Source organism: Streptomyces sp. NPDC085937, from assembly GCF_044540535.1.
Classification (GTDB): Bacteria; Actinomycetota; Actinomycetes; order Streptomycetales; family Streptomycetaceae; genus Streptomyces.
The window spans coordinates 119,574-131,824 of sequence record NZ_JBITSH010000004.1; the positions used below are offsets into that span (position 1 = coordinate 119,574).

At 72.4% G+C, this 12,251-nt stretch carries 9 protein-coding genes; 7 read left to right on the forward strand and 2 right to left on the reverse strand.

Annotated features, from left to right (window positions below):
* Positions 1-721: 721 nt before the first annotated feature.
* Complete coding sequence (locus tag ACIF8S_RS10655; RefSeq protein ID WP_399998643.1) at positions 722-1,828, forward strand: adenylate/guanylate cyclase domain-containing protein; 1,107 nt, start codon at positions 722-724, stop codon at positions 1,826-1,828.
* 9 nt (positions 1,829-1,837) lie between these two features.
* On the opposite strand, the gene ACIF8S_RS10660 is transcribed toward ACIF8S_RS10655, so the two are convergent.
* Positions 1,838-2,362, reverse strand: a complete 525-nt coding sequence (locus ACIF8S_RS10660; protein ID WP_399998645.1) for a hypothetical protein — start codon at positions 2,360-2,362, stop codon at positions 1,838-1,840.
* A gap of 182 nt (positions 2,363-2,544) precedes the next feature.
* Between ACIF8S_RS10660 and ACIF8S_RS10665 the strand changes: the two genes are divergently transcribed.
* From ACIF8S_RS10665 to hutH, 3 genes are all read left to right on the forward strand, one after another.
* The gene (locus tag ACIF8S_RS10665) at positions 2,545-3,345 is read left to right on the forward strand and encodes an enoyl-CoA hydratase/isomerase family protein (protein WP_399998647.1); all 801 of its coding nucleotides are present in this window, start codon (positions 2,545-2,547) and stop codon (positions 3,343-3,345) included.
* A 55-nt stretch (positions 3,346-3,400) separates the two neighbouring features.
* Positions 3,401-4,549: a diguanylate cyclase domain-containing protein gene (locus ACIF8S_RS10670; RefSeq protein ID WP_399998649.1), complete on the forward strand. Its 1,149-nt coding sequence runs from the start codon at positions 3,401-3,403 to the stop codon at positions 4,547-4,549.
* Positions 4,550-4,665: 116 nt separating this feature from the next.
* Positions 4,666-6,204, forward strand: coding sequence for a histidine ammonia-lyase (gene hutH / locus ACIF8S_RS10675; protein ID WP_399999012.1), 1,539 nt, complete (start codon positions 4,666-4,668; stop codon positions 6,202-6,204).
* Between the two features lie 57 nt (positions 6,205-6,261).
* On the opposite strand, the gene ACIF8S_RS10680 is transcribed toward hutH, so the two are convergent.
* The gene (locus ACIF8S_RS10680; RefSeq protein WP_399998651.1) at positions 6,262-6,588 is read right to left on the reverse strand and encodes an LAETG motif-containing sortase-dependent surface protein; all 327 of its coding nucleotides are present in this window, start codon (positions 6,586-6,588) and stop codon (positions 6,262-6,264) included.
* Positions 6,589-6,697: 109 nt separating this feature from the next.
* Between ACIF8S_RS10680 and ACIF8S_RS10685 the strand changes: the two genes are divergently transcribed.
* From ACIF8S_RS10685 to ACIF8S_RS10695, 3 genes are all read left to right on the forward strand, one after another.
* Positions 6,698-7,066 (forward strand): hypothetical protein, encoded by a 369-nt coding sequence (locus ACIF8S_RS10685; protein WP_399998653.1) that lies wholly within the window; start codon positions 6,698-6,700, stop codon positions 7,064-7,066.
* A gap of 259 nt (positions 7,067-7,325) precedes the next feature.
* A complete protein-coding gene (locus ACIF8S_RS10690; protein WP_399998654.1) occupies positions 7,326-8,579 on the forward strand; it encodes an Ig-like domain-containing protein in 1,254 nt (417 codons plus the stop codon).
* Positions 8,580-8,902: 323 nt separating this feature from the next.
* A complete protein-coding gene (locus ACIF8S_RS10695) occupies positions 8,903-12,217 on the forward strand; it encodes a S8 family peptidase (RefSeq protein WP_399998655.1) in 3,315 nt (1,104 codons plus the stop codon).
* Positions 12,218-12,251 lie beyond the last annotated feature (34 nt).

Sequence of the window (12,251 nt, forward strand, 5' to 3'; positions counted from 1 at the left end):
GGCGCCCCCGGGGGGGGGGGGGGCGGGGGGGGGGCCCGGGCGGGGCGGGGGGGGGGGGGGGGGGGGGGGGGGGGGGTGGCCCCCCGGGGGGGGGGGGGGGGGGGGGCGGGGGGGGGGGCGGTCGTCCTCGGTCTGGCGCGATCGGGTCGCCTGGAGAAGTGCGGGGCGCGGACGCGCCAGCCGCTGCGGGCGCCCACCCCCACCCCGTCCCCTCCCGACGGTGGGCGGCTACTTGAACGCCGTGGCGGGCCATCGCCTTCCACCCGCTGCGGCGCGTCGCCGCTGTCCGCGGGCAGTCGTGCCTCCCCCAGTGCCTTAAGGGCCTGGGAGGTGCCCCCAGGGCGATGGGGGTCCCCCCGCTCGGGCGGAGCCGAGAGTGGGGGAGGGTGGGTGCGGCGGCACCCCGTCAGCGCCGGGCCGCTCGGACTCCCGTCGGCCCTCACCGGCATCGAGTACCGGCATGAGTACCGGGTGCGCAGCATCCCAGGGCCGCTCCCGCGCCGGTTCGTGTGAGGGCACCGGGTGTGTGCACCCCGCTTGGCCGCCGTTGCCGCGCCATGGCTGAAAAGGGATCCCTGGGGCGGACCCAGGTACGTGGGTCCGGTGAGCATGTCCCGGTCCTCACCCACGGCCCAACCTGACGGAGTGAGCTGGCGCACACCTGCCGTAGAGTTGAGCCCGGTCGAGACATGGCCGTGGCAGATCGGAAGGGCAGCAACGCGTGAGCGTCGACGACTCGGGTTCCGGTGCGGACGCGCAGGGCGACGGCGAGGATCCGCTTGCTCTGCGCCTCGAGCAGCTCATCCTGGGCGCCGAGCGCCGGTACACGCCGTTCCAGGCGGCCCGCAGCGCCGGCGTCACGATGGAACTGGCCACCCGCTTCTGGCGTGCCATGGGCTTCGCCGACGTGGGACAGGCGAAGGCCCTCACGGAGGCGGACGTTCTCGCTCTGCGGCGCCTCGCCGGTCTCGTGGAGGCGGGGCTGCTGAGCGAGGCGATGGCCGTGCAGGTGGCCCGGTCCACCGGGCAGACCACCGCGCGTTTGGCCGAATGGCAGATCGATTCCTTCCTCGAGGGGCTGACCGAGCCGCCCGAGCCCGGCATGACCCGCACCGAGGTCACGTATCCGATCGTCGAGCTGCTCCTGCCCGAGCTGGAGGAGTTCCTGGTCTACGTCTGGCGGCGGCAGCTGGCCGCCTCGGCCGGGCGGGTCGTGCAGGGCGCCGACGACGAGGAGATGGTGGACCGGCGTCTCGCCGTCGCCTTCGCCGACCTCGTGGGGTTCACCCGGCTGACCCGCCGGATGGAGGAGGAGGAGCTCGGCGAGCTGGTCGAGGCGTTCGAGACCACCGCGGCCGACCTGGTCGCGGCGCGGGGCGGGCGGCTCATCAAGACGCTGGGCGACGAGGTGCTCTACGCGGCCGACGACGCCGGGACCGCCGCGGAGATCGCCATGCGGCTGATCGAGACCATGGCCAACGACAACACCATGCCGGAGCTCCGGGTCGGCATGGCCTTCGGCACGGTCACCACCCGGATGGGCGATGTGTTCGGTACGACCGTCAATCTCGCGTCCCGGCTCACCTCCATGGCGCCCCGCGACGCCGTGCTCGTGGACACCGCCTTCGCCGAGGAACTGATCCGCACCGGTGACGCACCGGCCAGCGAGGCCGCGGCGGCCGAAGCGGTGGCCGCGGCGGAGAAGGAGGGCGAGGAGCCGCCCTCGTACCGGTTCGCGCTCCAGCCGATGTGGCAGCGGCCCGTGCGTGGCCTCGGTGTGGTGGAGCCCTGGCTGCTCACCCGCCGGAACGGCTCCGAGCCCGAGTGACGCGGCGGCTCAGCCGCCCAGGCAGAGGTTGAGCAGGGGCAGGCAGAGGGACGGGGCGTCGTCGTCCTCCGGTTCCGGCTCCGGCTCCTGTGGGGGCGGGGTGGACGACGTCTGCGGCGGTGGTGGCGGCTCGGTCGTCGGCTGGGGTGGTGGCGGCTTCGGCGAGGGCGGGGGCTGGAAGGCCGGCTCCTCGGTCGGTTCGCGTGACGGGAGCGGGGTGGTGCTGCCTTCAGGGGGTGTGAGGGGGGCTGACGCCTTGCCGCCCAGGGGTTTGGGGGAGGACGGGCTCGGCTGCGGGGGTGCCGGGGTTCCCGTGCGGGTGGCCTGTGGTGGCTGGTGGGGCGAGGCGCTGGTGGGAGCGAGGGGGCGGGGGCCCGCGTACGTGCCTGCGTCCGGCGCGTCCGGCATGGCCACGCGGATGAGGGTGGCGGCGCCCGCGGCCAGGGTCAGGACGGCCGTGGCCAGCATGGCCCGGCGCCGGCGTGGCTTGCGGTGGCGTCCTCGTAGGGCGGTGCGGGTCTCGTCCGGTGTCATCGCTCTGCCTCCCCCTGCGTGCGCCCCCTACGCGCCGCGGTGTGCGCACGCTACGCGCCTCCCGGGGCCGGCGGACCTCAGTCGCGCGTATGTCACTCGAACGGGTGGACCCTTTTCCTCGGCGGCTCCTGGCTGTCATGATCGGGGCGAGCGAAGTTAACCCGCGTTAACCGGAGGGTGTCATGAGTGAGGAACGGTTCGGGGAGTTCGTGCTGGTGCGCCGGCACGAGCGGGGGCATGTCGCGGAGCTCGTCCTCGACCGGCCGAAGGCCATGAACGCCGTGTCCACGGAGATGGCCCGCTCGATCGCCGTGGCCTGTGCCGCGCTGGGCGAGGACCGGGACGTACGGGCGGTGGTGCTGACCTCGTCGCACGAGCGGGCGTTCTGCGTGGGCGCCGACCTGAAGGAGCGGAACGCGTTCAGCGACGCCGATCTCGTGCGGCAGCGGCCTGTGGCGCGGGCTGCTTATACCGGGGTGCTGCAGTTGCCTGTGCCTGCCATCGCCGCTGTGCACGGCTTCGCACTGGGGGGCGGGTGCGAGCTGGCGCTGTCGTGCGACGTGATCGTGGCCGACCGTACGGCCGTCATGGGGCTGCCCGAGGTGTCCGTCGGGGTCATTCCGGGCGGGGGCGGCACGCAGCTGCTGCCCCGGCGGGTGGGAGCGGCCCGGGCGGCCGAGCTCATCTTCACCGCGCGGCGGCTGGAGGCCGCGGAGGCGCGGGAGATCGGGCTCGTGGACGAGCTGGTCGAGGAGGGCCGGGACCGGGAGGAGGCGCTCGCCATGGCCTCGCGGATCGCCGGGAACTCGCCGGTGGGACTGCGGGCGGCCAAGCGGGCGCTGCGGCTCGGGCACGGGCTCGACCTGCCGGCCGGGCTGGAGGTCGAGGACGCCGCCTGGCGGTCGGTGGCGTTCTCCGGGGACCGGGCGGAGGGCGTCGCCGCCTTCAACGAGAAGCGGCGGCCGGAATGGCCGGGGGAGTGACGCTCGCGTCGTCCTCGATGTCTCGATAAGCAGGAAATCTCCCTAATCTGGGGGAATGGGTGAGGAGAGCCGGCTGGCGGCCGTGGTGGCGCTGGCTCAGGGCATGGCCGCCGCGCACAGTTCGCGGGAGGCGTGGCGGGCCGCCGCCGGCGGGGCCCGCCGGGCGCTGGCCGGGAGCTTCGCCGCGCTGTCCGTGTGGGAGCGGGAGCTCGGGCGGCTGCGGGTGCTGGTGAACGTCGGGGAGCTGGCCGAAGGGGAGGAGGAGTTCCCCGAGGACGAGTCGTACCCGGTGCACCAGTTCGCCGAGATCACCGAGTTCCTGCACGAGCAGTGGGCGGGCGGGGGTGAGCCCGACGCCTGGGTGGAGACCGCGCAGGGTCCCGAGGAGGGCAGCGCCGGATACTGCCACCAGCGGGTCGCGGCACTGAGGCGGCGCGGGCGCGGCTGCTGCGTGGTCGCGCCGATCGTGCTGCACGGGCGGGCGTGGGGCGAGCTGTACGTGGCCCGGCCGGTCGGCGAGCCGGTCTTCGGGCGTGGCGACGCCGACTTCGCGACGGTCCTGGCCTCCGTGGTGGCGGCGGGCATCGCGCAGACCGAGCGGCTGGAGGAGGCGCGGCGGCTGGCGTTCACGGACTCGCTGACCGGGCTGGCCAACCGGCGTGCCGTGGACTCCCGGCTGGACGAGGCGGTGGAGCGGCACCGGCGGGACGGGGCCGTCGTCAGCCTGGTGGTGTGCGACGTGAACGGGCTGAAGCGGGTCAACGACACGCTCGGGCACTCCGTGGGCGACCGGCTGCTGGAGCGGTTCGGGACCGTGCTCTCGCTGTGCGGGGCGATGCTGCCGGGGGCGCTGGCGGCGCGGCTCGGCGGGGACGAGTTCTGCCTGCTGGCGGTGGGTCCGTCGGCCGACGAGGTCGTCAAGGCGGCCGACGAGGTGTGCCGGCGGGCGGTGGAGCTGGGGATCGGGGACGGCGTCGCGTGCGGGGTGGCGTCCACGGAGGACCCCATCGGGCCGGTGCGCTCCGCCCGGCGGCTGTTCCGGCTGGCCGACGCCGCCCAGTACCGGGCGAAGGCCGAGCGGGCCGCGCACCCCGTGGTGGCCGGGCGGGAGGGGCCGGACGATCCCGTGGTGCGGCTCGCGGACGCGCCGTCGCGGGAGACGGACGGGGAGCGCCGCCGGTTCCGCGGGAGGCACGCGCCGTAGCGGTACGGGTGCGTGCCTCTCCCGAACCGGTGGGCACGCGCCGTAGCGGTAAGGGGCGCGGCCCCGATCCGGTGGTGACAGCGCGGAATTCACTGCGTAGGCTCCTGAATATGGATATGCACACTGTGGTGGTGGGGACGGCGGACGTGACCGCGTCCGACGTGCTGGCCGTGGCGCGCGACGACGCACGCGTCGACCTGTCCGCCGAGGCGGTGGCCGCCCTCGCCGCGGCCCGCGAGATCGTGGACGCCCTGGCCGCCAAGCCGGACCCCGTCTACGGGGTGAGCACCGGCTTCGGCGCCCTGGCGACCCGGCACATCAGCCCGGAACTCCGCGCTCAGCTGCAGCGCAACATCGTCCGCTCGCACGCCGCCGGCATGGGGCCGCGGGTGGAGCGCGAAGTCGTCCGCGCCCTGATGTTCCTGCGTCTGAAGACCCTCTGCTCGGGCCGCACCGGCGTCCGCCCCGAGGTCGCGCAGGCCATGGCCGACGTGCTCAACGCCGGGATCACCCCGGTGGTGCACGAGTACGGTTCCCTCGGCTGCTCCGGTGACCTCGCCCCGCTCTCGCACTGCGCGCTCACCCTGATGGGCGAGGGGGAGGCCGAGGGGCCCGACGGCGTGGTGCGGCCGGCCGGCGAACTGCTCGCCGCCCACGGCATCCGCCCCGTCGTCCTGCGGGAGAAGGAAGGGCTCGCCCTCCTCAACGGCACCGACGGCATGCTCGGCATGCTGGTCCTGGCCCTCGCCGACCTCGACCTCCTCTACAAGTCCGCCGACGTCACCGCCGCCCTCAGCATGGAGGCGCTGCTCGGCACCGACAAGGTGCTCGCCCCCGAACTGCACGCCATCCGCCCCCACCCGGGGCAGGCCGCCAGCGCCGCCAACATGCTGGCCGTGCTGGACGGTTCGGGCCTGACGGGACATCACCAGGACGACGCGCCCCGCGTCCAGGACGCCTACTCGGTGCGCTGCGCCCCGCAGGTCGCCGGCGCCGGACGGGACACCCTGGCGCACGCCCGGCTGGTCGCCGAACGCGAACTCGCCGCCGCCGTCGACAATCCGGTCGTCCTGCCCGATGGGCGGGTGGAATCCAACGGCAACTTCCACGGCGCGCCGGTCGCCTACGTCCTGGACTTCCTCGCCATCGCCGTCGCCGACCTCGCCTCCATCGCCGAGCGCCGCACCGACCGGCTGCTGGACAAGAACCGCAGCCACGGACTGCCGCCCTTCCTCGCCGACGACGCCGGTGTCGACTCCGGGCTGATGATCGCGCAGTACACGCAGGCCGCGCTGGTCGGCGAGTTGAAGCGGCTGGCCGTACCGGCGTCCGCGGACTCCATCCCGTCCTCCGCGATGCAGGAGGACCACGTCTCCATGGGCTGGTCGGCGGCGCGCAAGCTGCGCACGGCCGTCGACAACCTGACCCGGGTCGTCGCCGTCGAGCTGTACGCCGCCGCCCGGGCCGTGGAGCTGCGCGAGGGGCTCACCCCCGCCCCGGCGACGCGGGAGGTGCTGAAGGCGCTGCGGGAGGCGGGCGTGGGCGGCCCCGGCCCCGACCGGTATCTGGCCCCCGACCTCGCCGCCGCGGAGACGTTCGTACGGGACGGGCGGCTGGTGGCGGCCGTGGAGCGGGTCACCGGACCGCTGCGCTGAAACGGCGGGGCCCCGCGGACGCGTCCGCGGGGCCCCGGTACGCCGTGGGGAAGACCCTCAGAACTCCAGGCACTCCCGGCGGACGGAGTAGACGACGAAGCCGGCGCCCATGGCCAGGAAGGCCGTGCCGCCGACGATGTACGGGGTGCTGTCGAAGCTGCCCGTGTCCGCGAGGCGGACCTCCTGGGCGGTGCTCTCCAGTGACGCCGACGTGGCCGCCGACACCCCTCTCGCCTGCTCGGTGACCTGCGGGGACGGGCTCGCCGACGGAGCGTTGTCCGCCGGGGTGTCCGAGGTGGCGTTCGCGGACGGGACGAACCACAGGGCGCACAGCAGCGTGCCCGCGGCGGTGGCGGTCAGCAACGGACGGAGCGCGGATGACACGGAATATCGATCCCCTTGTGGCGCTGGCGAATTGGCCGTGTGGGGTGATGGTAGTGAACGGCGCGGGTCACGGGAAAGTCACGGGCGCCGGTCCCCGTACGCTCCGGGCATGAGCACTCCAGAGACATCACGGTTTGTCCGGCTTCGCGTGGAGCTGGTCCTCGAGATCGACGACGCGGAGGCGGTCACCGGCGCCGCGCTGCGGGGAATCGCGGACGACGAGGACCTGCCGGACGCGGAACGGGCGCACGCGGAAAGGACTGTGACAGAGGACACAGCGGAAGCCCTGGCTCATCTCGTGGACCCGTTCGGGCTGGTCGAAGGGATGGCCGGGGTGGAACTGCACCAGGCCTCCTGGAGCAGTGAGCGGATCGACTACGACCCGGACTCGCCGGAATGGGACGTCGACGACGAGGATGAGGACGAGTTCCACGACGAGTCCTACGACGACGAGGACCGGGCGGGCCGAAGCGGCTGACGCGACTTGGGGAAATACTGACGCGACTTGGCGAAATGTTGACCCCGGGAGGCAACCGCCACCCGGGATCGGCACGTCTCAATCGGCGCACTGACCGGCGTTCCCGCCGTCCGCACCGGCGGACGTGGTGAGTCCCACACGCGTGGGCTTCGGGGAACCGGATCACCCGGTCGTAGCGTTGAAGTTTGTGGACGAGGCGCCTCGGCTCCCGCCGGGGCCTCGTGGGGTTGGGATTCTGGCAACGATGGAGAAGCGTGTGATGACGGACGGTAAGCGGCGGCGCAGGGGTCTGGCGGCCGCGTCCGCTCTGCTCGGCGGAGTGCTGGTGCTCTCGGCGTGTTCCGGAGGGGACGACAAGGCCTCGGGCGCCGACGGCAAGGACACCTCGCAGGCCCAGGTCGACGAGGCGGCGGCCCAGAAGTCCTCCGAGGCGCAGATCAAGATCACGCCGAAGGACGGCTCGGCCAACGCCTCCATCAACAACTCGGCCACCGTGACCGTCGACAAGGGCACGCTCACCGAGGTCACGATGACCACCGCCGACGGCACCGCCGTCTCCGGTGAGATATCGGCCGACAAGAAGAGCTGGAAGCCCAGCGGCCAGCTCGAGCGCGCCACCACCTACAAGCTGACCGCCACCGCCCAGGACGCCGAGGGCCTCGTCGCCCACGAGAACGCCTCCTTCACCACGGTCTCCCAGGCCAACAGCTTCATCGGCAACTTCACCCCGGACGACGGCACCACGGTCGGCGTCGGCATGCCCGTGTCGATCAACTTCGACAAGGCGATCACCAACAAGGCCGCCGTGCAGAAGGGGATCACCGTCTCCTCCACCAGCGGCCAGGAGGTCGCCTGCCACTGGTTCAACGCCAACCGCATGGACTGCCGTCCCGAGCAGTACTGGCAGGAGGGCTCCACCGTCACCCTGAAGCTGGCGCTCGACGGGGTCGAGGGCGCCGAGGGCGTCTACGGCGTCCAGCAGAAGACGGTCACCTTCAAGATCGGCCGTAACCAGGTCTCCTACGTCGACGCCAAGACCAAGCAGATGAAGGTCACGCAGAACGGCAAGGTCGTCCGCACCATCCCGATCTCCGCCGGCGCGCCCGAGAACACGACGTACGAGGGCCAGATGGTGATCTCCGAGAAGTTCAAGGAGACCCGGATGAACGGCGCCACGGTCGGCTTCACCGACGACGACGGCAAGGGCGAGTACGACATCAAGGACGTGCCGCACGCCATGCGTCTGTCGACCTCCGGCACCTTCATCCACGGCAACTACTGGGGCGCCAAGTCCATCTTCGGCAGCGTCAACACCAGCCACGGCTGCGTGGGTCTGGCCGACGCCAAGGGAGCGAACGACCCGAGCACCCCGGGCGCCTGGTTCTACAACAACTCGATCGTCGGTGACGTGGTCGTCGTGCAGAACACCGGCGACAAGACCATCGCCCCGGACAACGGCCTCAACGGCTGGAACATGAGCTGGGAGCAGTGGAAGGCGGGCTCCGAGGCCTGATCCACCCTCCCTCGGCGGAACACCCCACACCACGACGGCCGATGCCCTCGTCCCCTCCTCCGGGAGCGGCGACGGGGGCATCGGCCGTTCTCGCGACACCCGTCCCGATGTCCCCAACCACGCGATCGCGTAACGGAGTTCCGGCGGTGACATCACAGTCGCCCGGCGACTTCGCGACCTCCGCCGATCGCCCTTGAGCCGCTTGATCACCCCTCGGCATACTCCGAGCACCGGGGGGTGCGCGCAGGCGTACGAGACCACCCCCGGCCGGGTGATGCTTCCGCCACCCGGCGACTTCGCTAGGGGGAACCTTGCGCAGACAAGTGAAAAGGGCGTGCGCCGCCACGATCGCCACGGCGACCGCCGTCGCGCTCGCGGCGGGCATGGCCGGCCCGGCGTCGGCCCACGGGGAGGGCACGGCCGGCTCGTCGACGAGTGCGGCCGCGCCGAAGGGCAAGCACCGGATCACCCTCGTCACGGGTGACCGGGTCGCGGTGGACGCCAAGGGCCGCGTGGTGGGCCTGGAACGGGCCGAGGGCCGGGAGCACATACCCGTCCAGGTGCGCCGTACCGACGGCCACACGCTGGTGATCCCGGCGGACGCCGCCCGGCTGGTCGCCACCGGCAAGCTGGACCAAAGGCTGTTCGACGTCACCGAGTTGAACAAGGCGGCGACCCGCGACGCGCACAAGCGCGGTCTGAAGGTCATCGTCGGCTACCAGGGCGGCGCGCGGGCCGCCAAGGCCGAGGTCCGCGACGCGGGCACGGTCCGCCGGAGCCTCACGTCGCTGAACGCCGACGCGGTGCAGGCGCCGCACGAGGACACCACCGAACTGTGGGACGCGGTCACCGACGGGGACCGTACCGCCTCCGGGATCGCCCACGTCTGGCTCGACGGGGTCCGTAAGGCGTCCCTGGACACGTCGGTCGGACAGATCGGCACCCCGAAGGCGTGGGCGGCCGGCTTCGACGGCAAGGGCGTCAAGATCGCCGTCCTGGACACCGGCGTGGACGCCGATCATCCGGACCTCAAGGGCCAGGTGACCGCGGCCAAGAACTTCACCACCGCCCCGACCGCCGGGGACGTGGTCGGCCACGGCACCCATGTCGCGTCCATCGCGGCGGGCACGGGCGCCCGGTCCAAGGGCCTGTACAAGGGGGTCGCGCCCGGCGCGAAGATCCTCAACGGCAAGGTCCTCGACGACGGCGGCTTCGGTGACGACTCCGAGATCCTCGCCGGCATGGAGTGGGCGGCCGCGCAGGGCGCCGACATCGTCAACATGAGCCTCGGCGGCATGGACACCCCGGAGGTCGACCCGCTGGAGGCCGCGGTCGACAAGCTGTCCGCCGAGAAGGGCATCCTGTTCGCCGTCGCGGCCGGCAACGAGGGCCCGCAGTCGATCGGTTCGCCCGGCAGCGCGGACGCCGCCCTCACCGTCGGCGCCGTCGACGACAAGGACAAGCTCGCCGAGTTCTCCTCCACCGGCCCGCGTGTCGGCGACGGAGCCGTCAAGCCGGACGTCACCGCCCCGGGCGTGGACATCACGGCCGCCTCGGCGAAGGGCAACGAGATCGCCAAGGAGGTCGGCGAGAAGCCGGCCGGGTACATGACCATCTCCGGCACGTCGATGGCCACCCCGCACGTCGCGGGCGCCGCGGCGATCCTGAAGCAGCAGCACCCCGAGTGGACCTCGGCGGAGCTGAAGGGCGCGCTCACCGGCTCCACCAAGGGCGGCACGTACACCCCCTTCGAGCAGGGTTCGGGCCGCATCCAGGTGGACAAGGCGATCACGCAGACCGTCATCGCCGAGCCGGTGTCGCTGAGCTTCGGTGTGCAGCAGTGGCCGCACACCGACGACAAGCCGGTCACCCGTCAGGTCACCTACCGCAACCTCGGCACCGAGGACGTCACGCTGAAGCTGACGTCCACCGCCACCGACCCCAGGGGCAAGGCCGCGCCGGCCGGGTTCTTCACCCTCGGCGCCACCACCGTGACCGTCCCGGCGGGCGGCACGGCCTCCGTCGACGTCATCGCCGACACCCGGCTCGGCGGCACCGTCGACGGCGCCTACTCGGCGTACGTCGTGGCCACCGGCGGCGGCCAGAGCGTGCGCACCGCGGCCGCGGTGGAGCGCGAGGTCGAGTCCTACGACCTCACGCTGAAGTTCCTCGACCGCGCGGGCAAGCCGGCCTCGAACTACACGACCTTCCTGGCGGGCCTGTCCGGTCCGGCCGAGGGCCGCGGCTACATGCCGTACGAGGCGGACGGCGCGGTCACCGTCCGCGTGCCCCGGGGCGGTTACGTCCTGGACGCCAGCGTGCTCGTCGGTTCCGACCCGGAGAAGTGGCGGGGCGCCGACTGGATCGCGCAGCCGAAGCTGGACGTCACGAAGAACACCACCGTCACGGTGGACGCCCGCAAGGCCAAGCCGGTCGACGTCACCCTGCCGGTCAAGGGCGCCCGGCCCGAGTTCGCCTCGGCCGACTACACCCTGGAGACCGAGGACGGCTCGTCCGGGTTCGGCTGGTGGCTGGACTCGTTCGCCGGCTTCCGCTCCGCCCACCTCGGCCCGCAGGTCACCGACGGCACGCTGCTCCAGCAGTGGGACGCCCACTACAGCAAGGGCGGCAAGGAGCAGTACAGCACCGTCACCGGCGGCAAGGTGAAGAAGCTGGCCACCGGCTTCACCAGGAACTACCGGGCGAAGGACTTCGCCACGGTCAAGGTCGCCATGGGCGCGGCGGCGAAGGGCAAGGAGGGCTCCGTCAGCGCGTTCGGCCGGCTGCCCGGCAGCGAGGGCGCGTCCGGCTTCGGACAGGCGCAGAAGCTGCCCGCCACCCGCACCCTGCACCTGTCCACGGTGAACGGCGTCAAGTGGGACCTCGACTTCGAGCAGCAGGGCGGCCACGACGCGGACGGCTGGCCCCTTCACGAGGCCGGCTACCTGATCGGCGCGAGCAAGGCCTACAAGGGAGGCAAAACCTACAAGGAGACCGTCAACACGGCCGTCTTCGGTCCCCGTCTCGCCGCGGGCTACGGCGTCTTCCGCGAGGGCGACACCCTCTACGGCATGATCCCGCTGTTCGCCGACGGCAAGGGCCACGCGGGTTCGACGGACTTCACGTCCGCCGTCACGACCCTCCACCGCAACGGCAAGAAGGTCGGCTCGCTCAAGGACCCGCTGTCCGGATACGAGAGCTTCAAGGTCCCCTCCGGTGACGCCGCGTACCGGCTGACCGCCTCGGTGAAGCGCAGCGCCAAGCTCGCCGCCGTGTCCACCCGCGTCGACGCGAGCTGGACCTTCCGCTCCAAGAAGGTCTCCGGCACCAGGCAGCTGCCCGTCTCCTCGGCCCGGTTCGTCGCGGCCACGGGGCTGGACAGCAAGGTCGCGGCCGGCAAGAAGGCCACCTTCCCGGTCGTCGTGGAGGGCGCCGCCAAGGGCAAGAACCTCAAGTCCCTCGCGGTGTACGTCTCCTACAACGGCGGCAAGACCTGGAAGAAGACCACGGTCGCGAAGGGGAGGATCACCGTCAAGAACCCCTCGAAGGGCAAGGCGATCTCCTTCCGCGCCAGGATCACGGACAAGAAGGGCAACGCGTCCACGATCACGGTCCACAACGCCTACTTCGGCAAGTAGGCCTGACCCCGGCGCCGTCACGGCGCACGGGTCA

Coding starts and splice junctions, on each gene's coding strand:
- ACIF8S_RS10660 (WP_399998645.1), bottom strand. CDS start 2,362: ATGACACCGGACGAGACCCGCACCGCCCTACGAGGACGCCACCGCAAG.
- ACIF8S_RS10665 (WP_399998647.1), top strand. CDS start 2,545: ATGAGTGAGGAACGGTTCGGGGAGTTCGTGCTGGTGCGCCGGCACGAG.
- ACIF8S_RS10670 (WP_399998649.1), top strand. CDS start 3,401: ATGGGTGAGGAGAGCCGGCTGGCGGCCGTGGTGGCGCTGGCTCAGGGC.
- hutH (WP_399999012.1), top strand. CDS start 4,666: ATGCACACTGTGGTGGTGGGGACGGCGGACGTGACCGCGTCCGACGTG.
- ACIF8S_RS10685 (WP_399998653.1), top strand. CDS start 6,698: ATGAGCACTCCAGAGACATCACGGTTTGTCCGGCTTCGCGTGGAGCTG.
- ACIF8S_RS10690 (WP_399998654.1), top strand. CDS start 7,326: ATGACGGACGGTAAGCGGCGGCGCAGGGGTCTGGCGGCCGCGTCCGCT.